Below are 24,694 nucleotides of genomic sequence, written 5' to 3' on the forward strand. Positions count from 1 at the left end.
GGGTCATGGACGTATTGCCTCTGGTGGGTCTGGTCGCCGCGAGTGCGGCTGTGGCGGGGGCGGCGCGCAGGACGCGCGTGCCCGCACCGCTCCTCCTGGTCGCCATCGGCCTGATGGCGTCCTACGTGCCGTGGGTCCCGGAGTACGTGCTCGACCCACATGTGGTGCTGCCGCTGATCCTGCCTCCGCTGCTGCACACCGCCGCCCTGGAGAGCTCCTACCTCGACCTGAGGGCGAACATCCGGCCCGTCGCGCTGCTCTCCGTGGGCTACGTCCTGTTCGCCACGCTCGCGGTGGGCTGGCTCGCGTACGAGCTGATCCCGGACCTGCCGCTGACGGCCGCGCTCGTCCTCGGGGCGGTGATCGCGCCGCCGGACGCGGTGGCCGCCACGGCGATCGCCCGGCGGGTGGGGTTGCCCTCCCGGATCACCACGATCCTGCAGGGCGAGTCCCTCGTGAACGACGCGACTGCGATCACCGCCTACAAGGTGGCGCTCGCCGCGGCGGTGGGTGAGGGCGCAAGCTGGGCGGGCGGCATCCAGGAGTTCCTGGTGGCGGCCGTCGGCGGGGTCGGTGTGGGGCTGCTGCTGATGGTGCCGCTGCACTGGTTGCGCACGCACCTCAAGGAAGCGCTGCTGCAGAACACGCTCTCCCTGCTGATCCCCTTCGTCGCGTACGCGGTCGCGGAACAGGTGGGCGCTTCCGGGGTGCTCGCCGTCGTGACGGTGGCGCTCTACCTGGGGCACCGCTCCTGGCAGGTCGATTTCGAGACACGGCTTCAGGAGGCCGCGGTGTGGAAGGTCGTCGCGTTCATCCTGGAGTCGTCGGTCTTCGCGCTCATCGGCCTCCAACTGCGCTTCGTCCTCGAAGGGCTCGGCGAGTACAGCGTGTGGCAGGCCGTCTGGTACGCGGTCGGGGTGTTCGTCTTCGTGGTCGTCATCCGCTTCGTCTGGTCGTATCCGGCCACCTATCTGCCGTTGTGCATGTCGTCGCGCATCCGCGCGCGCGAGAGCGACACGGACTGGAAGCGGCCGCTGGTCGTGAGCTGGGCCGGCATGCGGGGCGTGGTGTCGCTGGCCATCGCGTTCTCCATCCCGCTGGTCACGGAGGACGGCGAGCCGTTCCCCTCGCGCAACCTGGTGCTCTTCCTGACCTTCACGACGGTCATCGGGACGCTCGTCGTCCAGGGGCTCACGCTGCCGCCGCTCATCAAGCTCCTCAAGCTGCCCGGCCGGGACACGCAGGCCGAGACGCTCGCCGAGGCGCAGGCGCAGAACGCCGCCTCCGTGGCCGCGGAGGAGCGCGTGGAGGAGTTGATGCGCGACGAGCGCAACACGCTGCCCACCCCCCTCCAGGACCGTCTGCGCACCGTTCTGGAGCGCCGCCGCAACTCGGTGTGGGAGCGGCTCGGGCAGTCCAACCCGGTGACCGGGGAGTCCGCCGACGACACGTACCGCCGACTCGCGCGGGAGGCGATCGCGGCCGAGCGCGAGGTCTTCGTACGGATGCGGGACGAGCGGCGGATCGACGACGAGATGCTGCGGACGATGTTGCGCAAGCTGGACCTGGAGGAGGCCGCCGCCTATCGCGAGGTCGACGACTGAGCGCCTTCGAAGGGGGCGCCGGTGATCACCGCCGCGAGCGTCGTGCCGCGGGGGAACGCGCCCTCCTGCGTGAGAGCGACAAGTGCGTACAGCGCTTTGGCGACATAGAGGTGCTCCACTGGCACCCCGTGGCGGGCCTCGAAGTCCTCGGCGAACGCCGCGAGTTCCTCGGGCACGCGCGCGTAGCCGCCGAAATGGAACCGGTCCTCCACCCGCCACGAGCCCCGCGGGCCGCCGAAAGCCGCCTCCTGCAGAGCGCGGACGTCGGCCTTGAGGAATCCGCCCTTGAGGACGGCGACGCCCACGGCGCGCTGGCCGGGGGCGAGTCCGGCGGCGAGCCCCGCGAGAGTGCCGCCCGTGCCGCAGGCGAGCGCGACGACATCCGCGTGGTCGCGCAGCTCCAGGCCGAGGTCCGTACAGCCTTGAACGGCAAGGGAGTTGCTGCCGCCCTCGGGCACCACGTACGCGTCCCCGGCGTCGGCGGCGTCGAGGAGCCCGTCCAGCACGTCGGGATCGGTCTTGCGTCGGTACGTCGACCTGTCGACGAAGTGCAGGCGCATCCCGTCGGCCACGCAGCGGGACAGGGACGGGTTGAGCGGGCGGTCGGCGAGTTCCTGGCCGCGGACGACGCCGATGGTGGGCAGGCCGAGGAGCCGGCCCGCCGCGGCCGTGGCCCGCAGATGGTTCGAGTACGCGCCTCCGAAGGTGACGAGTCCGCGGCCCTGGGCCGCCGCCGCGTCGAGGTTCCGGGCGAGCTTGCGCCACTTGTTGCCGATCAGGTCCGGGTGGATCAGGTCGTCCCGCTTGAGCAGCAGCCGCACGCCGTGGCGCGCGAAGCGCTCGTCCCCGGCCTCCACGAGGGGAGACGGGAGACGCGGACGAAGGCCGGGGCCGATGGGGCGGGACACCCGGCCATTGTCGGACACCCGGCCGGGTCCCCGCCCGCGCGGCGGTCGGCGGCTACTTGAGCCGGTCCCCGATGCGCTTGCGCATCGACGCCATCGTGAACCCCTTGGGGTCGATCTTCCCCGGCTGCCACTCCAGGTGACCGATGACCGAGCGCTCGGTCCAGTCGTGGTGGCGGCAGATCGCCGCGGCCGCCTTCTCGATGGCCTCCAACTGGGCGGCGGGCCACGGGTCGTCCCCGTCGCCGAGGTTCTCGCACTCGAAGCCGTAGAAGCGGCTGTTGCCGTCCGTGTTCGCCTCGTTGTCGTGCGGCAGGGCCTTCTCCGCGATCACCGCGCGCAGCACGTCGTCGTCGCCCAGGCCCGCGTGGTTCGCCCGGCCGTAGCCGACCAGGTGGACGCGGCCGTCCTTCGTGATGACCCCGTGGCACAGCGGCCCCGGCAGGTTCGCATGGCCCTCGCGGCAGACGCGCACGGTGCCGGCGCTGCCGGAGGTGGCGGTGTGGTGGATCATCACCCCGTTCAACGGGCCCCAGTCGCCGATGTGATTGCGGTTGTGATGCCGCCAGTCGCCGACTTCGACCACCGTCAGACCCTCGTCCTTGAGAGCCTTGATGAAGCTGCTTGCGGACATGGGTGGGGCCACGGCCGCCTCCTTTACGGGAGCGACGGCCGCCGACTGCGCACCGTCTCGTACGGTTCGCTTTTACCCGGAACTGCCGTGCAGCGACCTACTGTTCGCATAACGTGCACAAGGTTCGCGGCGTCGGCGGCCGGGGCTCGCGGCTCCGGCGGGATCCGTCAGAAGCACCCTCGGGCACTCAGCCGCGCAGAACCCCGTCCCCGTTCGCCGCGATGTGCGATTCGAGGGCCTGCAGCGCCTGCTGCGTGGCCTGCGGGCTGCCGGTGCCCTTGCGCTCCGCGTAGTACGCCGAGCCCAGTCGCTTGAGCAGATCCGCGCCCGCACGCTGCGCCTGCACGTCGTCCAGCTTCTGCTTGCCCTGCGTCAGGCCGCGCTGCGCCTGCTCCTTGGCCCGATCCATGAATCCCGCCATGCTGATCACCCTTCTCGTCTTTACCGTTTCCTGACCAACGTGCGCCGGGAACTTCGAGTTCCGGCCGTCGGCGGAGCATGAGCCGGGAGAGTGCGAAAGTGCCCGCCCAATGCCCCACCCGCCCGCCATCCATTCCCCCTCATTTGTGTAATGGTGCGATCGCTCTCCGTGCTGAAGGCTTGTCCGCGCAGGTCAGTTCATGATCGGGAGGGCATTGCACATGTCGGTAGGCGAAGAGGTCCGCGAGCAGACCCCCGGACCGCAGAAGAGTCTGGGTACGTCCGCGGCGCGGAACCTGGCCACGACCACCAAATCCGCACCGCAGATGCAGGAGATCAGCTCCCGCTGGCTGCTGCGGTCACTGCCCTGGGTGGATGTGAAGGGTGGTGCGTACCGGGTCAACCGACGGTTGAGCTACTCGGTCGGAGACGGACGCGTCACGTTCGTGAAGACGGGGGACGATGTCAGGGTCATCCCCGCCGAGTTGGGGGAGCTCCCCGCGCTGCGGGGCTTCGAGGACGAGGGCGTGCTTGCCGAGCTCGCCCAGCGCTGCACCCAGCGGGAGTTCGCGGCCGGCGAGCTGCTCGCCTCGTTCGGCAGCCGGGCCGACGAGGTGTTCCTGCTCGCACACGGCCGCGTCGAGAAGGTCGGCACAGGGCCCTACGGGGACGACGCGGTGCTCGGAGTGCTGGCCGACGGCGCGTACTTCGGCGACCAGGCGCTGCTCGACCCGGAGGGCATCTGGGAGTACACGGCGCGAGCGGCCACCGCGTGCACCGTCCTCACGCTGCCGCGCGGCGACTTCGAGCAGATCGCCGAGCGCGCCGGGTCGCTGCGCGACCACCTCCAGCGGTTGCGCTCGCTCCCCGAGCAGCGGGCCAACGCGTACGGCGAGAAGCAGATCGACCTCGCGGCCGGTCACGTCGGGGAGGCGGTCCTGCCCGGGACCTTCGTCGACTACGAATCCGCGCCGCGCGAGTACGAACTGAGCGTCGCCCAGACCGTGCTGCGCATCCACTCGCGCGTGGCCGATCTCTACAACCAGCCCATGAACCAGACGGAGCACCAGCTCCGGCTCACGGTCGAGGCGTTGAAGGAGCGCCAAGAGCACGAACTCGTCAACAACCGGGAGTTCGGCCTGCTCAGCAACTGCGAGTACGAACAGCGCCTGCAGCCGCACGACGGCGCGCCGGGCCCCGACGACATGGACGAACTGCTCAGCAGGCGGCGCGGCTCCAAGCTGTTCCTCGCGCACCCGAAGGCGATCGCCGCGTTCGGCCGCGAGCTCAACAAGCGGGGCCTGGTCCCCGAGAGCATCGACGTCGGCGGGAGCCGAATCCCGACCTGGCGCGGTGTGCCGATCTATCCGTGCGACAAGATCCCGGTCTCCGACGCGCGGACCACGTCCATCATCTGCATGCGTACGGGAGAGGAGGACCAGGGCGTCATCGGGCTGCGCCAGTCCGGCATCCCGGACGAGATCGAACCGAGCCTGTCCGTGCGGTTCATGGGTATCAGCGAGCAGGCGATCATCTCGTACCTGGTGACGACGTACTACTCGGCGGCGGTCCTGGTGCCCGATGCGCTAGGGGTGCTGGAGAACGTCGAGGTCGGCAGGTGGCGGTGACGGGCCGCGCCCTTCTCGCCGTGTCCCCGCCCGACCGGGCGGGTACACCGAGGAGGTACGCGCCCACCCGCAGCGGAACCGCCACCGTCCGCGCCCTGTCAGGGGTGAGTCCATGACACAGCCGGCCGTGAGAGAGCAGACGCGCGTGGCAGCAGAGGCGACCGGGGCGGCCGCGGCGCAGGGGTACGAGGCGCGGGGGCCCGAGGGGCAGGAGGCACCGGCGATCCTCGCGCAGGCCAGGGTCGCGGTCGACCCCGAGCTGCGGCGGGCGGTGGAGGCCCTGCCGGGATCGATGCGCCGCGTCGCCCGCTACCACTTCGGTTGGGAGCAAGCCGACGGCACGCCCGCCACGGGGAGCGCCGGGAAGGCCGTGCGGCCCGCCCTCGTGCTGGCCGCGGCGCGGGCCCTCGGCGGGCGGCCCGAGCGGGCGGTTCGGGCGGCGGCCGCCGTGGAGCTGACCCACAACTTCACGCTGCTGCACGACGACGTGATGGACCGGGACGCCACCCGCAGGCACCGGGCCACCGCGTGGACGGTGTTCGGGGACGCCGCCGCGATCCTCACGGGCGACGCGATACAGGCCCAGGCACAGCGCCTGCTCGCCGACGAGGGGAATCCGGCGGCCTCGGCGGCGGCCGCCCGGCTCGCGGCCTGTGTGGTGGAGCTGTGCGAGGGCCAGGCCGTCGACGTCGCACTGGAGGGGCGGGACCCGGCGGACGTGTCCCTGCCGGAGACGCTGGCCATGGCGGAGGCCAAGACCGGCGCGCTGCTCGGTTGCGCCTGCGCGGTGGGCGGGCTGTACGCGGGGGCCGGTGAGGAGGAGGTCGAGGCGCTCGACGCGTTCGGGCGCTGTGCGGGCCTCGCGTTCCAGCTGATCGACGACGTGATCGGGATCTGGGGCGACCCGGCCCGCACGGGCAAGCCGGCCTGTGCGGACCTGGCCGTACGCAAGAAGTCCCTGCCGGTGGTCGCCGCGCTCGCCTCCGGCGGTGTGGCGGCGGACGAACTGGCGGCGTTGTACGGGCCGCCGGGACGGAAGAAGGAAGGAGTGGCGGAACTGGAGGCGATCGCGCTGGCCGTGGAGCGGGCCGGTGGCCGGGACTGGGCGCAGACGCAGGCCGCGGACCACATGTCCCGCGCGGTGGACCGGCTGTCGCAGGCGGTCCCGGTGCCGGAGGCGGCGGACGGCCTGCTGTCCCTGGCGGAGTTCGTCACGCGCCGCGGGTACTGAGGCCTGTCGGCCGGGGTGCCGCGATCGGTTGCGGTGCCCCGGCTTGAGGGGGGGGCGGCGGGGTGGGGCTGGGGGAGAGCGCTGCCCGCACCGGGGTGCCGCCTTGCCCACCCTGCCGCCCGATGGGGTCTCCCCTGCTCGAGCTTGTTCGAGAGCTTGGGGAAGGCAGATTGCCCAAGGCGGGCCGGTGCGGGGGTTGGTTGATCGCTTAGAGTTCAACGGCTGTGCAGGGCAGGCTGGTTGAGCGAAGGGCAGGACGGATGGGAGTGGGCATCAGGCGTGCGGGGGACGCGGACCGGGAGCTCGTGGTGCGGCTGCTGGACGAGGCGTTCATGGACGACCCGGTCAGTGGCTGGGTGTTCCCCGGTGAGGAGCACAGGCGGGAGCGGCACGCCGGGCTCATGAAGGCGTTCGCGGATGCGACGTTCGAGGACGGATATGTGGATCTCGCCGAGGACGGTTCGGCCGTCGCGCTGTGGATCGACATGCCGGCCGGGCCGCAGGACGAGGGCGACGAGGACGTGCCCGCGCACGTGCGGGCGACCGTCGACCCCGACAACGTACGGGTGGAGCAGATAGCCCGGTGGACGATGCGGGCGCATCCCGTGGGCCGGGCGCACGCCTATCTGTGGATGATCGGCGTCGTGCCCGGGCGGCAGGGCCAGGGCCTGGGAACCGCGCTGATGGCGCCGGTGCTCGAGCGCTGCGACCGCGAGGGGCTGCCCGCCTACCTGGAGGCCAGCAACCCGCGCAGCCGGGAGCTGTACGAGCGCCTCGGGTTCGTCTTCACCGGCACGGCGATCGACCTGCCGGGCGGACCGGCGATCTGGCCCATGTGGCGGGAACCGACCACCGGTTGAGACCGCCGCGAGCGGGCTGCTGTGAGACAGGCGCCGTGAGACAGGCTCCGTGAGTGGGGCGTCGTGGGCAGGGCATCGCGAGCGGGCTGCCGTGGGCAGGGTGCCGCGAGCGGGCCGCTGTGAGTGGTCGGCTGTGAGTGGGCTGCCGTGGGCAGGGCACCGCGAGCAGGCCCCCGTGCTCAGGCCGCCGTGAGTGGTCCGCCGTGAGACAGGCGCCGTGGGCAGGACGCCGTGCTCAGGCCCCGGCGAGCGGGCTGCCGTGAGACAGGCGCCGTGAGCAGGGCACCGTCTCAGGCCACCGCGAGCAGGCCGCCATGAACGGGCCGCCATGAACAGGCCGTCATAAGTGGCCGTCCGTTAGGCGTCCGGGAAGCTCGCGAAGTAGGTGGCGGCCATGTCCTCGTCCCCGTGTCCCTGCTCGGACGCGCGCTGGAAGCGGTCGCGGGCGGCCGCCACCGCGTCCACGCGGATGCCCGCGCGCTCGGCCGCGGCAAGCACCAGGCCCGCGTCCTTCGCCGCGTTGTCCACGGAGAAGCTCGGGGTGAGGTCGCCGCTGCGGATCGCCGCGGTCTTGTTCTGGAAGTACGCGTTGTCCAGCGGCCCGCCGGTGATGGCCTCCACCAGGTCGTCCGCGTCCACGCCGAGTCCGCGGGCCAGCGCGAGGGCCTCGCCGACGCCCGTGGTCAGCGCGATCACCCAGGAGTTGAGGGCGAGCTTGAGGCGGCTGGCGGCGCCCGGCCCGCCGTCGCCGACCCACAGCGTGCGGGAGCCGATGGCGTCGAAGAGCGGCTGGACGCTTTCGCGCGTGGTCGCGGCGCCGGCCGCGAGCACGGTCAGCGTGCCCTGCTCGGCGGGCTGCCGGGTCCCCAGAACGGGCGCGTCGACCAGCAGGAGACCGGCACGGACCGCGTACTCGGCGAGCTCGTCGATGCCCTCGCCCACGGTCCCGGACTGCACCCACACGGTGCCGGGCTTCGGCGTGGCCTCCCGGACGACGTCCAGGGTGCGCGGCCCGTCGGGCAGGACGGTCACGACGACATCGGCGTCCCGCACCGCGTCGGCCGCGCTGTCCGCGACCGTCACGCCGTCGGCCGCCAGCGGCTCGGCCTTCGCACGGGTCCGGTTCCAGGCCCGCACGGTGAACCCGGCGCGCGCCAGATTCCGGGCCATGGGCGCGCCAATCGTCCCGGTGCCGAGCACGGCGACGATGGGACGGTCGGCGGACGGGGCAGTGCTGCTCATGAGCGGACTCCCTGGGTGAGGTACCCCCTTCATGGGGGTGTCTTCCGTGGCCGTGGTGACTCCGCCTCAGACGCTAGCCCGTACCGAGGCCTCCATCGCGGTCACGAACGCCTCCCGTGTCGCCTCGTCGACCAGGTCGAGCGAGAGGTACGGGTTGAGGTCCTCCAGTTCCACGAGGAGCAGCCCGCCGTCCGGAGCGCGGCAGGCGTCGACGCGCTGGATGCCGTACGGGAGCGTGTTCCACTCGACGAAGGAGCGGGCGAACTCGCGGTCCGCGGCCGTCGGTTCGTACGGGCGCAGCTCCCAGCGGCGCGCCGGATCGGGCGCGTACAGGGCGTACAGCTGCTGGTCGTCGACGAAGTAGAACGAGACCTCGTACTGGAAGTCGATGCGCGGCCGCACCAGCAGGCCGTCCCCGTGCGGAAGCTCGACGTCGGGGTGCGCACAAGCCCAGCGGGTCCGCGTCCGGGGCGCAGGGCCTGGTCGAACGCGGAGCAGCACCGGGACGGGACGTGGATGTCCTCGTCGCATTGACGCCCTCGCCCACGTGGATGTGGACGATTGCGGTCCGTACCGCCACGACTGCGCGGCACCACCTTGGGTTCCTGTTTCATGGGCCACTGCCGACCGGTAAGGGGCGGTCTTACACGGCCTCCGCAGGCCTGACTTCCCGCCCGTCCGGCGGTAGGTCCGGCAACTCCACTGTCGGACAAGGTGACTTTAGCGTGGTTGCGTGCGGCTGCAGCGAGGTTGCCCTACACCTTCACCCTGGAGGGTGGCGAACTGGGCAAAGGTTCGGCCACTGTGGCTCTCCGCGGGATCGGTGGCGTAGTGGACGCGGGGGCGGAGAGATGGCGGGGCTCCTGATGGTGATGCGAATGCGAAGGGGGCCCGTCCGAGCGGCGCTCCCGCTCGGACGGGCCCCCTTCAGGTTCACGGACCCGCGGGGGTGCACCGCCCGCCGGTCGTTGATGTGAACAAGGCCTGGGTCAGGCCCTCTTGGTCTCCTGGTAATGGGCCGGGTCGGTGATCTGCGGGGATCTTACCTGAGGGGTGCTGACCTGGCCTTTTCGTGATTGGTGGCGATGGGGTGCGACGGGCTTTGGCGGGTGTCTTTCGGGCTGTGTGCGGACTGGAGGGTGCTTCAAGAGCAAGCGGAACCGTTACGGCCGTCATACCCAGGTCTGACCCGGCGGTCCAGGCTCTGGTCCGATGCCCTGGAGGGAACGGCCAGGCATCGTCGAAGGCATGACGAACCCGACAGTCCCGACAACCACTTCGGCTGCCGCAATGGGCGCCCGTCTGCGCACGGCCCTGCCGGTGGAGCGGCTGGAGGCGGGTGGCTTCCCTGGGCGCTGGTTGGGCGGCGCAGCCCTGGTGCTCGGCCCGCTCCTGATGCTGACCGGCGCTTTGTTGCGGTCTCCCTTCCACTTCTTCTACCCCGACCAGCTCGCCGCGTACGAACGGCATCCCACCATGATGGCCGCCGCCTACGGCTTCTTCGCAGCGGGCAGCCTGCTCCTGTGGCCCGCCGTGGTCACCCTCGCCGCCCGGATCGGTGCCCGGAGCCCTGGATGGGCACTGTGGGGCGGAGCTTTGGTCATCTTCGGCCTGTTCGCGCGCGCCTTCCATGCCGGGGTGGACCACTTGGCGTTCCAGCTCGTGCGCTCGCAGGGCGCGGCGGCCACCACTCAGATGGTCTCCGACGGGTACGGCGCCTTCCACATCTTCGCCACGCTGAACTTCGCCGTCCTCGGGGGCTGGATCGTCCTTGCCTTGGGTGCCTGGCGCACCCGCACGCTCGGGCCGGTGCGGGCCTGCGCGCTCGGACTGACGGCAGCACTGCCCCTCGGCGTCCTCAAGGGCACCACCCCGCTGTCGCTGGTGGCTCTCGCCGGGCTCTGCGCCGGGCTCGTGCCACTCGGCCTCGCGCTGCTGCGGGAGAGCCCCCGCCCGCGCCGAGCGGCGGTGCTGAGCTGGGTGACGCTGACCGTGGTGATGCTCGCACTGATGGTGTTCCTCGGGCAGGCGGGTTGAGTGGACCCGTACAGATACCGTCGGGCCATGAAGCCAACGGGCGGTCGCCATCTCTGCGTCCTCGACCTGGCCGTTGCACTGGCCCTCACCGCCTTGTACGTCAGCTTCGCCCGGATGACCTCCGACGACGGCCAGCCCGGGTACAGCGGTCCGCCGTGGCTCGGTTGGCTGATCGCTGTCGCGGTCGGTCTGCCGATCGCCGTACGCCGCCGGTGGCCGCTCCCGGTCCTGGGAATCGTCCTCGCCGCGCTGGTCGGCGCCTCGCTGTTGGACATCACCCGCGAGCCGTACACCGCGGCCGGTCTGGCCACCTATCTGGTCGGCCTGGCAGAGCCCGCCCGCCGATCCGTGGCCGCGCTCGTAGGCGCCCTGGCGGTGGCCGGCGGCGCCGTCTGCCTCGGGGAAGCGGTGGTCACCCCTGCCGAGGACTGGCGCGGTGCTGTCGGAGTGGCCGGTCTCGTGTGGCTGGTGATCGGTGGTGCCTCGGGCGCGGGCTTCATCGTGCGCGGCCACCGGGCCGAGTCCGTACGAGAGCAGCAGCGCCGAGCGGAGCGGGCCCTGGACGAGGAACGCCTGCGCATCGCTCGGGAACTGCACGACATCGTCTCGCACAACCTCGGCCTCATCGCCGTCAAGGCAGGCGTTGCCGGACACATCGCGCGGACCGACCCGCAGGAGGCCCGGGCCGCTCTCAAGGTCATCGAGGAGACAAGCCGGTCAGCACTGGCCGAGATGCGGCACACCCTCGGCGTCCTGCGCACTGACGGCGCCCCCCTGGGCCCGGCCCCGAGCCTGCGCAACCTCGATGCGCTCGCCGCCGAGGCTCAACGGGCCGGTGTGGAGGTCGACTTGACCGTCTGCGGCGCGGAGGCCCTGGCCGCAGGCACCCAGCTCACCATCCACCGCATCGTGCAGGAGGCAGTCACCAACGCTGTTCGGCACGCCGCGCCCACCCGCTGCCGGGTCGCGATCGATGCGGATCCTCACGAGATCCGCATCGACGTCGCAGACGAAGGGCCGCCGGCCGATCACCCTCGACTCAACCGCGCTCTGCCGGGTGGGCACGGCCTCCTCGGAATGCGGGAGCGGGTGATGATGTACGGGGGCTCCTTCGTGGCGGGGTCCCGGCCGGAAGGCGGCTTCGCGGTATCCGTCCGGCTACCGGCTGACGGGGAGCGACGCACATGACAGACGACGGCCCGATTCGCGTACTGGTCGCCGACGACCAAGCGATGGTGCGTGGCAGCTTCCGTGCCCTCGTCGACCACACACCCGACATGACCACGGTGGACGAGGCTGCGACCGGTGCGGAAGCCGTGGACATCGCGTGCCGCGAACGACCGGATGTCGTGCTGATGGACGTACGCATGCCGGAACTGGACGGCATTGAGGCGACCCGCCGCATCAGCTCCCACCCGGACTTGTCCGGCGTCCGTGTCCTCATCCTCACCACGTTCGACCTGGACGAGTACGTCTATGCCGCCCTGCGCGCCGGCGCCGCCGGTTTCCTCTTGAAAGACACCCCGCCTGCCGAGGTCCTCACGGCCATCGTCGTCATCGCCGCTGGTGAATCCCTACTCGCCCCCTCCGTGACCCGCCGCCTGATCGCGGAGTTCGCCCGCCGCCCCGAGCCGGGGCGGCCGCCGAGCCGCTCACTGGACGGAATCACGGACCGTGAGTTGGAGGTGCTCGGCCTGATCGCGCGCGGACTCTCCAATGCGGAGATCGCGGAACACCTCCATCTGAGCCTGGCCACGGTCAAGACTCACATCGGACGCCTGCTTGCCAAGCTGGGCGCGCGCGATCGTGCCCAGCTCGTGATCGTCGCTTACGAGACCGGGCTCGTCGGCGACCGCAGGCGAGGCGCGTGACCTTACGCGCCCTCACCGTCGCGACACCCGCTGCCGCAAGGCGACAACTGATCGCCCTGCGGCCGCGTGATCTCAATGGCCAGAGCACCGAGCACTTCCTTGTCCGGGCCGTAGATGGTGCGGATGTTGATGAGCTGCTCGTCGCGCGTGGCATCGGGGTTGACGTGGGCGGGCCCCTCACCGTCGAGGAGAGCTTCGAAGGTCTGTACTCAGTGCCGCGCAGCACGCGGACGTCGCAGGTCTCGCCGGTGCCCTTGACGCGGAAGCGGATGGTGTCGCCGGCGGCGAGGTGTTCGAGGTGCGGCTCAGCCGGCGCAGGCGCGGTCCGATGTCGGGCGGTGGTGCTGTGGCTGGGCCGAGGCCGAGTGAGGTCGCGACGGTGCGCATGCGCTGCTCGACGATCTCGGGTGTCTCGTACGAGCTGCGGGGTGGCTGCGGTACGGAGGAGCAGACAGCACACGGTGGAGCCGGTCGGGGCGGTGTCGAGCCAGGTGGCCGTGGCCAGGGAGGCGATCACTCCGGCGGACAGGCCGTATGGCTCGGCGGCACGGGTGGTGGTGGGGGTCAGCATGTGGTCACCACCGGGACCTTCGCGGGCTGCGACGCCCCAGTCGTCGGCGATGACGGAGACCAGCAAGTCACGGCGTACGGTCCGGCCGGTGATGTCGTCACCGACGCGCACCTCGCCGCGCGGCCCGCGCAGGAGGGGCTGTTCACGATGGAGGAGGGTGAACCCCTCAACTACCGTCGCTGGAAGACCGAATGGCGTCACTTCTACGCCTCCGCGCCCATCGCGGGCGGGGCCGGCGGCAAGCAGGTCCAACTCGTCCTCGGTCACGCGTCCGCCGTCATCACACTGCGGATCTACGCGCACCCGTGGCCGGGTGAAGAAGACCGCACCCGGACCGTCATGGACGCCGTTCTCGGCGGCCTGCGGGCCGGGTGCGGACCGGAAGACCAAACGACCAAGGAAAATCGCAGGTCAAACGGCATGATCGAAGATCAGGCCTTCTTGGTCTCCCAGAAGATCTTGTCGATCTGGGCGATGTAGTCCAGAGCCTTCTGGCCCGTGGCCGGGTCCGACGAGCCCTTGGCGGCCGAGAGGGCCTTGAGGGTGTCGTTGACCAGCTGGTGCAGCTCCGGGTACTTCTCGAAGTGCGGCGGCTTGAAGTAGTCGCTCCAGAGCACCGAGACGTGGTGCTTCGCGAGCTCGGCGCGCTGCTCCTTGATGCCGATGGCACGCGTCTGGAACTGCGCGTCGTCGTTGCCGGCCATCTTTTCCTGGACGGCCTTGACCGACTCGGCCTCGATGCGGGCCTGGGCGGGGTCGTACACGCCGCAGGGGAGGTCGCAGTGAGCGCTGGCCTTCACCTTGGGGGCGAACAGGCGGGAAAGCATGTAGCTGTTCCTTCCTCGTGATCGTCTTCTCGGGTGCGACATTACTCCGTGCGGAACGGGTTTTCTCGGGTGCCCCCGGCGGCTTAGGACAAAAGTCCGGGGTAGAACCGGGACTGGTGGAGGATGGGACCGTAAGGGCACCGGGCCGACGGGCCGGCGGGAGCAGCGGTGGGAACCGGGGAGGTTTTCTGATGCCCGAGGCGATCGAGGAGATGCGCGAGGCGAAGGTGCCGTTTCAGATCATCGAGGTGGAGGGGCCCTCGATGGTCCCGACGCTGTACCCCGGTGACTGGATGCTGGTGCAGCACGGGGCGCGGGTGCGGGCGGGCGACGTGATCGTCCTGCGCCACCCCTTCCAGCAGGATCTGCTGGTGGTGAAGCGGATCGCCGAGCGGCGCGAGGGCGGCTGGTGGGTGCTCGGCGACAACCCGGGCGCCGGGGGCGACAGCACGGTGTACGGGGTGGTGCCGGACGAGCTGGTGCTCGCGAAGGTGCGCGGCCGGCTGCGGCGCCGCAGGCCGTGGGCCGAGGGCGAGGGTCAGCGCTCGGTGACGGCGGTGCTGTCCTGGGTCTTCTCCGCGGTACGTCCCGTGCTCTCCGACCGGTCGGCCTCCAAGCGCTTGCGGGCCCGGTAGGCGGCGACGTTCGCGCGGGTCGCGCAGCGGTCCGAGCAGTAGCGCCGGGAGCGGTTGGTGGACGTGTCCAGGTAGGCGTTGCGGCAGGGCGGCGCCTCGCACAGGCCGAGGCGGTCGACGCCGTACTCGGTGAGGTGGAAGGCGAGGCCCATCGCGGCGATGGCGGCGTAGCCGGCCGTCGCGTTCGACGGGTGGTCGGACAGGTGCAGGTGCCACAGCGGGCGGCCGTCGTCGTCGCGGTGGTTGTGTCCGGAGATCTGCGGGCTCACCGGGAACTCCAGAAGCAGTGAGTTCAGCAGGTTCACCGCGAGTTCCTCGTCGCCCCCGTCGGCCGCCTCGAACACCGCGCGCAGCCGGCCCCGTACGCCCCGGAAGCGGGTCAGATCGGCGTCCGTGGCGCGGCGGGCCGCCTCCTTGTTGGCGCCGAAGAGGGCGCGCACCGTCTCCACCGACGTCAGGGAGTCCTTGCCGCGCTGAGGCTCCTCGGTGTTGACGAGGCGCACGGCGTAGTCCGAGTAATAGGCCAGTTCCACTTGTAGTCCTTACCGGTGCGCTCTATCGTCGTGTCGGGCGAGGGTAATGCTCGCTCGCGGGTTCAGGGTATTACAGGGGATCACGGGAGGGTTCATGTCCGAGACCGTTGCCAACACTCGTACCACCGACTGGCGGGCGTGGCAGGAGAGCTGGGACCGCCAGCAGGAGTACTTCATGCCGGACCGCGAGGAGCGGTTCCGGGTGATGCTCGACATGGTCGAGGCGTTCGTCGGGTCCGCGCCCCGGGTGCTCGACCTCGCGTGCGGTACGGGGAGCATCACGGACCGGCTGCTCAGCCGGTTCCCCGATGCCACGAGTGTGGGGGTCGACCTCGACCCCGCGCTGCTCGCCATCGCGCGCGGGACCTTCGAGGGGGACGAGCGGGTCGCGTTCGTGACCGCGGATCTCAAGGACCCGGGGTGGACCGAGGCGCTGCCTCATGAGACGTACGACGCCGTGCTCACCGCCACTGCCCTGCACTGGCTGCACTCCGAACCCCTCGCGACGCTCTACGGTCAGGTCGCCGGGCTCGTCCGCGACGGCGGCGTCTTCATGAACGCGGACCACATGATCGACCAGGCGACGCCGCGGATCAATGCGGCGGAGCGGGTGCTGCGGCATGAGCGGATGGCCGCCGCCAAGGGGGACGGGGCGGTGGGCTGGGCCGAGTGGTGGCAGCTCGCCGCCGCGGATCCGGTGCTCGCCGGGCCGACCGCCGAGCGGTTCGAGATTTATGGGGAGCATGCGGATGGGGATATGCCGTCGGCGGTGTGGCATGCGGAGGCGCTCCGCGCGGGTGGGTTCGGGGAGGCGAGGGTCGTGTGGGCCTCGCCGTCGGACTCGATGGTGCTCGCCGTGAAGTAAGCCCCCGCGGCGACGGCGGCGAGGTCGCGGGGCTCTGCCCCGGACCCCGCTGCTCAATCGCCGCAGGGGCTTGAATGGTGCGCAGTTGTTGGGCTTGAAAGGCCTGCTCAATCGCCGCAGGGGCTCTAAATGCCTACAGGACCTTCGACAGGAACGATTGGGTGCGTTCCTGTTGGGGGTTGGTGAGGACCTCGCGGGGGGCGCCGGATTCGACGACGACGCCGTCGTCCATGAAGACGAGGCTGTCGCCGACCTCGCGGGCGAAGCCCATCTCGTGCGTGACGACGATCATCGTCATGCCGGACTCCGCGAGGTCGCGCATGACGTCGAGGACCTCGCCGACCAGCTCGGGGTCGAGCGCGGACGTCGGCTCGTCGAACAGCATCAGCTTCGGGTCCATCGCGAGCGCACGGGCGATCGCGACGCGCTGCTGCTGGCCGCCGGAGAGCTGCGAGGGGTAACTGCCCGACTTGTCGGAGAGGCCGACGCGGTCGAGCAGCTCCTGGGCCCGCTTGCGCGCGTCGGACCTCGACTGCTTCTTGACCTGGACCGGCGCCTCCATGACGTTCTCAAGAGCCGTCATGTGCGGGAACAGGTTGAAGCGCTGGAACACCATTCCGATGTCGCGGCGCTGCAGGGCGACTTCCCGGTCCCGCAGTTCGTACAGCTTGTCGCCCTGCTGGCGGTAGCCGACCAGGTGGCCGTCTACGTAGAGCCGGCCGGCGTTGACCTTCTCCAGGTGGTTGATGCAGCGCAGGAACGTCGACTTACCGGAGCCGGAGGGGCCGACGAGGCAGAAGACCTCGCCCTGCTTGACCTCGAGGTCGATGCCCTTGAGGACCTCCAGGTGACCGAAGGACTTGTGGACCTGTTCGGCCTTGACCATGGCGTGCTGCTCGGTCATGCCATGCCTCCGTTCGGGCGGCCCAGGGAGAACAGACTGCCGCGCACCTTCTGCCAGGGCGTGGCCGACAGTTGGCGGCTGGTGCCGCGGGCGTAGTGGCGCTCGATGTAGTACTGGCCGATGCTGAGGATCGACGTCATGACCAGGTACCAGGCGGCGGCCAGGAAGTACATCTCGACCGGCGATCCGGACTGCTGGCCGATGTCCTGTGCGGCCCGGAACAGATCGGGGAACTGCACGGCGGACACCAGCGAGGTCGTCTTCAGCATGTTGATGACCTCGTTGCCCGTGGGCGGCACGATCACGCGCATCGCCTGCGGGATGATCACCCGGCGCAGCGTCTTCGCGTGGCTCATGCCGAGCGCGTGCGAGGCCTCCGTCTGCCCCTCGTCGACCGACTGCAGGCCGGCGCGGCAGATCTCAGCCATGTACGCGGCCTCGTTGAGACCGAAGCCGAGCAGCGCCGTCAGGAACGGCGTCATGAAGGACGACCAGTAGTCCTTGTAGATCGGCCCGAGGTTGATGTACTCGAATACCAGGCCCAGGTTGAACCAGACGAACAGCTGGACCAGGACCGGGGTGCCGCGGAAGAACCAGATGTAGAACCAGGCGATGGAGCTGGTCACCGGGTTCTTCGACAGGCGCATGACGGCGAGCACGATGCCGCCGACGATGCCGATCACCATCGAGATGACCGTCAGGAGCAGCGTCTTCCCGGCGCCGGTGACGATCCGGTCGTCGAAGAAGTAGTCGGGGATGGCACCCCAGTTGATCTTGCCCTGTGCGAACGCGTACACGATCAGGGCCAGCAGGGCGATGGCGATGACCGCCGAGAGATACCGCCCGTAATGCCGCACCGGGATCGCCTTGATGGCGGCAGGCCCGGCCGCGGGCGGCGGCGTGTTCTGGGGGCCGCCGCCCGTCTTGTCTATGTCAACAGACACGGATGTTGCCTTTCAACGACTTCAACAGTGCGCGCTGCGCGGTCACTTGCCGCCGTTGAGGGTCGCCGACTTCATGGCACCCGCCTCGACGCCCCACTTGGCGATGACCTTGTCGTACTCGCCGTTCTTGATGGTCGCGTCAAGGGCGGCCTTGATCGCGTCACGCAGCTGCTTCTGGTCCTTGGAGACCGCGATGCCGTACGGGGCGGCCTCGACCTGGTCGCCGACCAGCTGGAAGTCCTTGCCGCCGCCCGAGGTCTTCACCGCGTACGCGGCGACCGGGAAGTCGGAGGAGCCGGCGTCGGCGCCGCCGGAGCGCAGCCGGGTCTGGGCCTGTTGGTCGTCGTCGAAGGCCTGGATGCCGAGCTTCTTGCCGGAGGGGCACTTCTTGGCCTGCGACTTGGCGAGGTCGTGGGAGACCGTGCCGCGCTGCACGACGATCTTCTTGCCGCAGAGGTCGTCCCAGGTCTTGATGGACTGGGTCTTGCCCTTCGGGGTGTAGATCGAGACGCCCGCGTTGAAGTAGTCGACGAAGTCGACGCCGTCGCCGACCTTCTTGCCGGTGTCGGAGTCGACGCCGTTCTGACGGTCCTTGGTGTCGGTCATGGCCGACATGGCGAGGTCGTAGCGGTTCGACTTCAGGCCCGTGACCAGGGTGTCGAACGTGGCGTTCTGGAACTCGAACTTCACGCCGAGCTGCTTGCCCATCGCCTTCGCGAGGTCGGGGTCGATGCCGATCGCCTTGCCCGACTTGTCCTTGAACTCGACGGGCGCGTACGCGATGTCGGAGCCGACCCGGATGACGCCCTTGTCGCGGATCTCCTTCGGCAGCTTGTCCGCCAGCGGCGCGGACTTGGCGCCCGACTTGGTGCTGTCGTCGGACTTCGTCTGGTCACCGCAGCCGGTCAGCAGCAGAGCGCCGGCGACCGCGATCGCGCCGACCGCGGCTATCCGGGACTTCGCGGACTTCGCGGTCGTGCGCTGAGTGGTGCTTGCGGTCATGGTTGGTTCCTCCGGCGGGGTGTGGGAGTTGCCCGTGCTGGTCGCCTTGGCACACACACCTTCGAGTGTCGCGACCTCGTGTGATGAGGCATCTTGCCATTCGGACTTGCTGATTCAGGAGGTCAGCCATGTCAAAATCGGATAACGGGTGGGCGAAGAGGGCCAACCACCCCCGGTTTCTGGGTGCATGGACGGTGCAGCATCTGCGGAACTTCCGCCTCGCCACCGGAGATCCTCCGGCGGGCCGCCCGCTGTCTCACCATTCGGGCGGACTTCTCTCCTTTTGCGCGATCACCCCGTGGACTTGTCCATATATTCGGCTATGAGTCATGTCACCGAGGCGTGATCGATCACAGGCGGGCTCGTCGCCGACACCGCCCGTCAGGTAAGAAGGTTCTTTACACCCCTCATCCGGGGCTCAGGGCGCGCGTGCGGCGCGTCCGTCGCGCAAGGCGCCCACAGGGCGGCCCACAACAGGACCGTCCGGCGCGTGCGCGGTGCCCGCCCGTCCCTCAATCAGGGACGGAACCACCCTCAACCTGTGCAACACATGACTTAAGGGGTCAGCAAAGTGGCAGCGGAGATCGTCAACCCTCGCAGCGACGCGAGTACCGGCAACGAGGGCTCCGACGAGCCCTTCGATCCGGCTTTCGCGCTGCACCGTGGCGGCAAGATGGCCGTGCAGGCCACCGTGCCGGTCCGCGACAAGGACGACCTGTCCCTGGCGTACACGCCCGGCGTCGCGAAGGTGTGCAGCGCGATCGCCGAGCAGCCGGAGCTCGTCCACGACTACACGTGGAAGTCGAGCGTCGTGGCCGTCGTGACGGACGGCTCGGCCGTCCTCGGACTCGGTGACATCGGCCCCGAGGCGTCCCTCCCGGTGATGGAGGGCAAGGCCATTCTCTTCAAGCAGTTCGGCGGCGTGGACGCGGTGCCGCTCGCGCTGTCGACGAACGACGTGGACGAGATCATCGACACCGTCGTGCGTCTCGCCCCGTCCTTCGGCGGCGTGAACCTCGAGGACATCTCGGCCCCGCGCTGCTTCGAGATCGAGAAGAAGCTCCAGGAGCGCCTCGACATCCCGGTCTTCCACGACGACCAGCACGGCACCGCCGTCGTGACGCTGGCCGCTCTGAAGAACGCGGCCCGGCTCAGCGGCCGCACGCTCGGCGAACTGCGCGCCGTGATCTCCGGCGCCGGTGCGGCGGGCGTCGCGATCGCGAAGTTTCTCCTCGAGGCGGGTCTCGGCGACGTCGCGGTCACGGACCGCAAGGGCATCGTCAGCCGGGACCGCGAGGACCTCACGGAGGTCAAGCGCGAGCTGGCCGACATCACCAACAAGTCGGGCCTGTCCGGTTCGCTGGAGGACGCCCTCGCGGGCGCCGATGTCTACATCGGTGTCTCGGGCGGTACGGTCCCCGAGCCCGCGGTCGCCTCCATGGCGAAGGGCGCCTTCGTGTTCGCGATGGCCAACCCGAACCCCGAGGTGCACCCCGACATCGCCCACAAGTACGCGGCTGTCGTGGCGACCGGGCGTTCGGACTTCCCGAACCAGATCAACAACGTGCTCGCGTTCCCCGGCATCTTCGCCGGCGCGCTCCAGGTCCGGGCCTCCCGGATCACCGAGACGATGAAGATCGCGGCGGCCGAGGCGCTGGCCTCGGTCGTCGGCGACGAGCTGTCCGCCGAGTACGTGATCCCGTCGCCGTTCGACGAGCGGGTGGCGCCGGCCGTCACCGCGGCGGTTGCCGCTGCCGCTCGGGCGGAGGGCGTGGCGCGCCGGTAGTTTCGGCTCGTTCGGTTTGTTCGCTGGGTTCGCTCGGCTTGTTCGGGAAAGGCCCCGCCTCTGGCGGGGCCTTTCCCGTATCCGCGACTACGGGACGCGTGTCACAGGTGGCGGAGGTTCCCCGGCCCTGGCGGGACGCCTATCGTCAAGGTCATGTTCGCCGCCTACGCAGCCCGAATCGACCGTGACCAGCCGTTGAACGGCCTGGAGTTGGGGGAGCGGCCCGCCCCCGAGAACCGGCCCGGCTGGACCACCGTGAACGTCAGAGCCGCCTCCCTCAACCACCACGATCTGTGGTCGCTGCGCGGGGTCGGCCTGGGGGAGGAGTCCCTTCCGATGATCCTCGGCTGCGACGCCGCCGGAATCGACAGCGAGGGCAACGAGGTCGTCCTGCACTCCGTCATCGGCCAGACCGGATACGGGGTCGGGCCGCGCGAGAAGCGCTCCATCCTCACCGAGAAGTACCAGGGCACCTTCGCCGAGCAGGTGACGGTGCCCGAGTGGAACGTGCTGCGCAAGCCGAAGGAACTCTCCTTCGAGGAGGCCGCCTGCCTGCCGACCGCGTGGCTCACCGCGTACCGCATGCTCTTCACCAACGCGGGCGTACGTCCCGGTGACTCGGTCCTCGTGCAGGGCGCGGGCGGCGGGGTAGCGACGGCCGCGATCGTGCTCGGCAAGGCGGCGGGGCTGCGGGTCTTCGCGACCAGCCGCGACGAGGCGAAGCGCAAGCGGGCCCTGGAGCTGGGCGCCGTGGAGGCCGTGGAGACGGGTGCGCGGCTCTCCCAGCGGGTGGACGCCGTGATCGAGACGGTGGGCGCCGCGACCTGGTCGCACTCCGTCAAGTCCCTGAAGCCGGGCGGGACGCTGGTCATCTCGGGAGCGACGAGTGGGCCGAACCCGCCCGCCGCGGAGCTGAACCGGATCTTCTTCCTCGAGCTCAAGGTCGTCGGCTCCACCATGGGCGCCAAGGACGAGCTGGAGGACCTGCTGTCCTTCTGTGCCGCCACGGGGGTCCGGCCGGTGATCGACGAGGTGCTGCCGCTGGACCGGGCCCGTGAGGGCTTCCAGAAGATGGCCGGTGGCGAGCTGTTCGGCAAGGTCGTGCTGAGCGTCTGACGCGACGCGGGGAGGGGCGTACCGGCGGACCTGCCGGGCGCCCCTCTTCTGTGCCCGCGTCTGTACCCCGATGTCAACTGTGGTTGACGTCGACCCTTGCGTCAACCTACATTGACAACATGACTGATGCGACGGATCTCGCCGAGCAGGCGGGGGCCCGCGATCCACGGGTCGGGCTGCGGGCGGTCGCCGCGCTGCGGCGGCTGCTCGAGCAGCTGGAAGCGGTACAGGTGCGCAGTGCGCGCAACCAGGGCTGGTCGTGGCAGGAGATCGCGGCCGAACTCGGGGTCAGCCGGCAGGCCGTGCACAAGAAGTACGGGAGGCGATGAGCGATGTTCGAAAGGTTCACCCAGGGCGCCCGGGACGTGGTGAAGGGGGCTCTCGCTCATGCCGAGCGGGAGCGGGCGGAGCGCGTCGACGAGGGGCACATGCTGCTCGCGCTCCTCGACGGCAGCGGAACGCGCGGCGCGTTCGCGCTCGGCGCGCTCGGTGCGGACACGGAGGAGCGGCGGGCGTCGATCGGGCGGGCGCTTACGGGGGTGCGGCGCCGGGCGGGGCTCACGCGGGCCGACACGGAGGCGCTCGCGGGGATCGGCATCGACGTGGAAGAGATCGTCGCGCGGGCCGAACAGGCCCATGGAGAGGGCGTGTTGACCGGCGGGCGTCGGGTCGGCGGACGGCGTCCGCTCACGCGTGAGGCCAAGGGCGTGCTCGAATCCTCGCTGCGCATCGCCCTCGCCCACCACGACCGCGCCATCGCCGACGAGCACCTCCTCCTCGCCCTCACCTCCCGCCCGAGCATCGCCTCCGAGGTCTTGGCAGAGCACGGAGTGACTGTGGCGGGGGTGGAGCGAGTGCTGTACGGGGGCGGGGAGGCGGTGGCGGGGTGAGCCCTGCCGGGGTGCCGCCCTGCCCACCCTGCCGCCCAAGGCGGCGGCGTCGACCGCAGCCGATCCGGCCCGCGGCGGGTGGGCACATCAAGCCCCTGCGGCGATTGAGCGGCGGGGTGCGGGGCGGAGCCCCGATCCTTTCAATCCCCGCCGACGTCTGAGGCGCGGGCGGCCGAGGTCACTCACCCGGTGACCGGAGACTCGCTCCGATGTGGGCCGCCGCCTGCGCCAAGCGACGCCTCGCGTCGCCGAGCTGGTCCTCCGTGACCCCCCGGTCGCGGGCGGCATCGCGGATGTCGTCGCGGAAGCGGTCCAGGAGGCGGTCCAGGTCGCGCGCCGGGTCGCCGCTGGAGGCCTCGGAGGCCCAGGAGGGAACGTACTCCGCGGGCACCTCGTCGCTCGGCGGGCGGTACTGGGGGTCGGGCGGCGCGCTGTGCCCGGCGTCCTTGCTCCAGGACTTGCCGAACTCGCCGAACTCCCTGGCCAGTTCGGTGAGGCCCTCGCGCACCCCCGTCGGCCAGTCGCCGCGCGTGAAGTGGTCCTGCACCTGCTCCTGGACGCGCTTGGCCATCCGCTGGAAGTCCTCCGCCGCCTGCGCGCGCACCTGCTCCTGCGACTCCTTGGCCTGGCGGCGCGCCCGCTGGGCCTCCTCGCGGGCCCGGCGGCTCTCGTCCTTCGCGCGCCGCGCCTGCTCCTTCCACTCGTGCTTGGCGCGCCGCACCTCTTCCTTGGTGGCGTGCCAGGCTTCCTTGTCCGTGAAGTCACCGGGACCGGTTCCTGCGCGGGCCCGGGACGCGGCGGCACGCATCTCGCGGCGCAGATCGCCCGCCGCACCCCGCACGTCGTCCCTGATCTCCGCCGCCAGCTCGGCCACGGACTCCCGGATCTCCAGCTCGAGATCGGCCAACTCGCCGCTGCGGTCGGCCAGTTCGGCCCGGCCCGCATCGGTGATCGCGTAGACCTTGCGGCCGCCCTCCGTGGTGTGGGTGACCAGGCCCTCGGTCTCCAGTTTGGCGAGGCGCGGGTAGACCGTGCCGGCCGAGGGTGCGTACAGGCCCTGGAAGCGCTCTTCGAGGAGGCGGATCACCTCGTACCCGTGCCGCGGCGCCTCGTCGAGCAGCTTCAACAGGTAGAGGCGCAGGCGGCCGTGGGCGAAGACGGGGGGCATGTCAGAGCACCTTCTTGTCGGCGGGGTCGGTGTCCTGGGGATCCGGAGCGTCTTGTGGTTCCGAAGTGGCCGGCGGTTCCGGTTGATGTGTTGCGTCCTCCGAAGGGGGCCTGCGGAGGAGGGCGATCGAGCCGGAGACCGTCGTCGCCTTCAGTTTGCCGGTGCCCGCGCCCAGGCGGCCGGTGATCTTGTGTGCGCCCCAGGCGCCCGCGACCCGCAGATCCTCGAAGGCGTTCGACACCGCTCCGCTCGCCGTGTTCGCCTCCACCTCCGTGTCCGCCGGGTGCGGGATGCGGATGGCGATCTCGCCGGAGACGCTCGTCAGGCTCACGTCCGTGGGCCCCGCGGGGTCCAGGTCCACGATGATCGACCCGCTCACCGTGTCCGCCTTCACGAAGGAGCCCGAGCCGTCCACGACGGTCAGGTCCCCGGACACCGAGTTGAACCGGAGGTCGCCCGTGACCGCCTGCGCCTCGACGCCGCCCGACACCGTGCTGGTGCGCACCGGGCCCGTGACGCCGACGAGTGTCGTGTCACCGGTGACGCCCTTCACCTCCGTGGGCCCCTCCGTGCCCGAGACCACGGCGCCGGCGCCGACCACGCCGACCTCGACCCGCGTGTCCGCCGGCACCGCGAGCGAGACGACCGCGCTGCGGTGCCAGCCCTTGCGGTCGAGCCACTTGAGGAAGCCCTTCCAGGGCAGGTCGTCGTACGCGACGGTGAGGGTGCCGTCCGACTGCGTCACGCGCAGCGGCGGCCCGTCGATCTCCGAGACTTCCAGGCGGGCCCGGCCCTCGGCCGTCCCCACCACATTCACCGCGCCGCTCACGATGCGTACATGCAGGGCTGACACCGGCTCGTCGAAGACGAGCTTCCGCGGCTCTGTGACGGACCACTCGGGCATGGTGCGACCTCCTCGACGGCCAGGAGTGAACGCGCCATATCGCGTCCTCTGTCAAACACGATATATCGCGGATGGGGAAAGTCAAGGCCAGTCGAGACTGTCGCGGAAGTCCGTGCC

The 24,694-nt window shown here is 70.4% G+C and carries 24 protein-coding genes and 3 pseudogenes; 14 read left to right on the plus strand and 13 right to left on the minus strand.

Annotation, left to right across the window (positions count from 1 at the left end; translation table 11 throughout):
• Positions 1-5 precede the first annotated feature (5 nt).
• Entirely contained in the window at positions 6-1,604 is a 1,599-nt protein-coding gene (locus ACWD2L_RS21975; RefSeq protein ID WP_351342176.1) for a Na+/H+ antiporter, read from the plus strand.
• Here ACWD2L_RS21975 and ACWD2L_RS21980 read toward each other — a convergent pair.
• From ACWD2L_RS21980 to ACWD2L_RS21990, 3 genes are all read right to left on the minus strand, one after another.
• Positions 1,583-2,512: a 1-aminocyclopropane-1-carboxylate deaminase/D-cysteine desulfhydrase gene (locus ACWD2L_RS21980; protein WP_351342174.1), complete on the minus strand. Its 930-nt coding sequence runs from the start codon at positions 2,510-2,512 to the stop codon at positions 1,583-1,585. The genes ACWD2L_RS21975 and ACWD2L_RS21980 overlap by 22 nt on opposite strands.
• Positions 2,513-2,564: 52 nt before the next feature.
• The gene (locus ACWD2L_RS21985; protein ID WP_351342172.1) at positions 2,565-3,155 is read right to left on the minus strand and encodes an N-acetylmuramoyl-L-alanine amidase; all 591 of its coding nucleotides are present in this window, start codon (positions 3,153-3,155) and stop codon (positions 2,565-2,567) included.
• Between the two features lie 175 nt (positions 3,156-3,330).
• A complete protein-coding gene (locus tag ACWD2L_RS21990) occupies positions 3,331-3,564 on the minus strand; it encodes a hypothetical protein (RefSeq protein ID WP_351342170.1) in 234 nt (77 codons plus the stop codon).
• A 220-nt stretch (positions 3,565-3,784) separates the two neighbouring features.
• Here ACWD2L_RS21990 and ACWD2L_RS21995 point away from each other — a divergent pair, with 220 nt between their 5' ends.
• The 3 genes from ACWD2L_RS21995 (at position 3,785) to ACWD2L_RS22005 (ending at position 7,282) form a co-directional block, all read left to right on the plus strand.
• Complete coding sequence (locus ACWD2L_RS21995) at positions 3,785-5,191, plus strand: family 2B encapsulin nanocompartment shell protein (protein ID WP_351342168.1); 1,407 nt, start codon at positions 3,785-3,787, stop codon at positions 5,189-5,191.
• 112 nt (positions 5,192-5,303) lie between these two features.
• Entirely contained in the window at positions 5,304-6,422 is a 1,119-nt protein-coding gene (locus tag ACWD2L_RS22000) for a family 2 encapsulin nanocompartment cargo protein polyprenyl transferase (protein ID WP_451190598.1), read from the plus strand.
• Positions 6,423-6,682: 260 nt separating this feature from the next.
• The gene (locus ACWD2L_RS22005; RefSeq protein ID WP_351342166.1) at positions 6,683-7,282 is read left to right on the plus strand and encodes a GNAT family N-acetyltransferase; all 600 of its coding nucleotides are present in this window, start codon (positions 6,683-6,685) and stop codon (positions 7,280-7,282) included.
• A gap of 357 nt (positions 7,283-7,639) precedes the next feature.
• Here the strand turns inward: ACWD2L_RS22005 and ACWD2L_RS22010 are convergent, their stop codons facing one another.
• Both ACWD2L_RS22010 and ACWD2L_RS22015 read right to left on the minus strand, forming a co-directional pair.
• A complete protein-coding gene (locus ACWD2L_RS22010) occupies positions 7,640-8,524 on the minus strand; it encodes an NAD(P)-dependent oxidoreductase (RefSeq protein ID WP_351342164.1) in 885 nt (294 codons plus the stop codon).
• A 66-nt stretch (positions 8,525-8,590) separates the two neighbouring features.
• Positions 8,591-8,950: pseudogene (locus tag ACWD2L_RS22015) on the minus strand (hypothetical protein); the annotation flags it as partial.
• Positions 8,951-9,772: 822 nt separating this feature from the next.
• Here ACWD2L_RS22015 and ACWD2L_RS22020 point away from each other — a divergent pair.
• Genes ACWD2L_RS22020 through ACWD2L_RS22030 form a run of 3 tightly spaced genes read left to right on the plus strand, consistent with a single transcriptional unit; the run spans position 9,773 to position 12,432 of the window.
• Positions 9,773-10,561 (plus strand): hypothetical protein, encoded by a 789-nt coding sequence (locus ACWD2L_RS22020; RefSeq protein WP_351342162.1) that lies wholly within the window; start codon positions 9,773-9,775, stop codon positions 10,559-10,561.
• Positions 10,562-10,588: 27 nt separating this feature from the next.
• Entirely contained in the window at positions 10,589-11,749 is a 1,161-nt protein-coding gene (locus ACWD2L_RS22025) for a sensor histidine kinase (RefSeq protein WP_351342160.1), read from the plus strand.
• The gene (locus ACWD2L_RS22030; RefSeq protein WP_351342158.1) at positions 11,746-12,432 is read left to right on the plus strand and encodes a response regulator transcription factor; all 687 of its coding nucleotides are present in this window, start codon (positions 11,746-11,748) and stop codon (positions 12,430-12,432) included. Before ACWD2L_RS22025 ends, ACWD2L_RS22030 begins: the two co-directional genes overlap by 4 nt.
• 2 nt (positions 12,433-12,434) lie before the next feature.
• Here ACWD2L_RS22030 and ACWD2L_RS22035 read toward each other — a convergent pair.
• Positions 12,435-12,736 (minus strand): annotated as a pseudogene (locus ACWD2L_RS22035) (hypothetical protein); the annotation flags it as partial.
• A 322-nt stretch (positions 12,737-13,058) separates the two neighbouring features.
• Between ACWD2L_RS22035 and ACWD2L_RS22040 the strand changes: the two are divergent.
• Positions 13,059-13,427: pseudogene (locus tag ACWD2L_RS22040) on the plus strand (tyrosine-type recombinase/integrase); the annotation flags it as partial.
• A 7-nt stretch (positions 13,428-13,434) separates the two neighbouring features.
• On the opposite strand, the gene sodN reads toward ACWD2L_RS22040, so the two are convergent.
• Positions 13,435-13,830, minus strand: a complete 396-nt coding sequence (sodN, locus tag ACWD2L_RS22045) for a superoxide dismutase, Ni (protein ID WP_351342156.1) — start codon at positions 13,828-13,830, stop codon at positions 13,435-13,437.
• 191 nt (positions 13,831-14,021) lie between these two features.
• On the opposite strand from sodN, the gene sodX reads away from it, so the two are divergent.
• Positions 14,022-14,465 carry a nickel-type superoxide dismutase maturation protease gene (gene sodX, locus ACWD2L_RS22050; RefSeq protein ID WP_351342154.1) on the plus strand — a complete coding sequence of 148 codons (444 nt, stop codon included), beginning with the start codon at positions 14,022-14,024 and terminating at the stop codon, positions 14,463-14,465.
• Here sodX and ACWD2L_RS22055 read toward each other — a convergent pair.
• Positions 14,369-14,998: a CGNR zinc finger domain-containing protein gene (locus ACWD2L_RS22055; RefSeq protein WP_351342152.1), complete on the minus strand. Its 630-nt coding sequence runs from the start codon at positions 14,996-14,998 to the stop codon at positions 14,369-14,371. The two genes, sodX and ACWD2L_RS22055, sit on opposite strands and share 97 nt — an antisense overlap.
• A gap of 94 nt (positions 14,999-15,092) precedes the next feature.
• On the opposite strand from ACWD2L_RS22055, the gene ACWD2L_RS22060 reads away from it, so the two are divergent.
• Entirely contained in the window at positions 15,093-15,863 is a 771-nt protein-coding gene (locus ACWD2L_RS22060) for a class I SAM-dependent methyltransferase (RefSeq protein ID WP_351342150.1), read from the plus strand.
• A gap of 133 nt (positions 15,864-15,996) precedes the next feature.
• Here ACWD2L_RS22060 and ACWD2L_RS22065 read toward each other — a convergent pair whose 3' ends face one another.
• Genes ACWD2L_RS22065 through ACWD2L_RS22075 form a run of 3 tightly spaced genes read right to left on the minus strand, consistent with a single transcriptional unit; the run spans position 15,997 to position 18,713 of the window.
• Positions 15,997-16,749 (minus strand): amino acid ABC transporter ATP-binding protein, encoded by a 753-nt coding sequence (locus ACWD2L_RS22065; protein WP_351342183.1) that lies wholly within the window; start codon positions 16,747-16,749, stop codon positions 15,997-15,999.
• 14 nt (positions 16,750-16,763) lie between these two features.
• The gene (locus tag ACWD2L_RS22070; protein ID WP_351342149.1) at positions 16,764-17,711 is read right to left on the minus strand and encodes an amino acid ABC transporter permease; all 948 of its coding nucleotides are present in this window, start codon (positions 17,709-17,711) and stop codon (positions 16,764-16,766) included.
• A 42-nt stretch (positions 17,712-17,753) separates the two neighbouring features.
• Positions 17,754-18,713 carry an ABC transporter substrate-binding protein gene (locus tag ACWD2L_RS22075; RefSeq protein ID WP_351342147.1) on the minus strand — a complete coding sequence of 320 codons (960 nt, stop codon included), beginning with the start codon at positions 18,711-18,713 and terminating at the stop codon, positions 17,754-17,756.
• A 571-nt stretch (positions 18,714-19,284) separates the two neighbouring features.
• On the opposite strand from ACWD2L_RS22075, the gene ACWD2L_RS22080 reads away from it, so the two are divergent.
• The 4 genes from ACWD2L_RS22080 (at position 19,285) to ACWD2L_RS22095 (ending at position 22,505) form a co-directional block, all read left to right on the plus strand.
• Positions 19,285-20,499, plus strand: a complete 1,215-nt coding sequence (locus tag ACWD2L_RS22080) for an NAD(P)-dependent malic enzyme (RefSeq protein WP_351342145.1) — start codon at positions 19,285-19,287, stop codon at positions 20,497-20,499.
• 153 nt (positions 20,500-20,652) lie between these two features.
• Positions 20,653-21,615, plus strand: coding sequence for a zinc-binding dehydrogenase (locus ACWD2L_RS22085; protein WP_351342143.1), 963 nt, complete (start codon positions 20,653-20,655; stop codon positions 21,613-21,615).
• A 119-nt stretch (positions 21,616-21,734) separates the two neighbouring features.
• Entirely contained in the window at positions 21,735-21,944 is a 210-nt protein-coding gene (locus ACWD2L_RS22090) for a helix-turn-helix domain-containing protein (RefSeq protein ID WP_267069270.1), read from the plus strand.
• A 3-nt stretch (positions 21,945-21,947) separates the two neighbouring features.
• On the plus strand, positions 21,948-22,505 hold the full coding sequence (locus tag ACWD2L_RS22095; RefSeq protein WP_351342141.1) for a Clp protease N-terminal domain-containing protein: 558 nt from the start codon (positions 21,948-21,950) through the stop codon (positions 22,503-22,505).
• A 178-nt stretch (positions 22,506-22,683) separates the two neighbouring features.
• Here ACWD2L_RS22095 and ACWD2L_RS22100 read toward each other — a convergent pair whose 3' ends face one another.
• Positions 22,684-23,673 (minus strand): helix-turn-helix transcriptional regulator, encoded by a 990-nt coding sequence (locus tag ACWD2L_RS22100; RefSeq protein ID WP_351342139.1) that lies wholly within the window; start codon positions 23,671-23,673, stop codon positions 22,684-22,686.
• Position 23,674: 1 nt separating this feature from the next.
• Positions 23,675-24,577 (minus strand): DUF4097 family beta strand repeat-containing protein, encoded by a 903-nt coding sequence (locus ACWD2L_RS22105; RefSeq protein ID WP_351342137.1) that lies wholly within the window; start codon positions 24,575-24,577, stop codon positions 23,675-23,677.
• Positions 24,578-24,694 lie beyond the last annotated feature (117 nt).

The sequence above is a fragment of the Streptomyces sp. NPDC002754 genome, assembly GCF_053592315.1.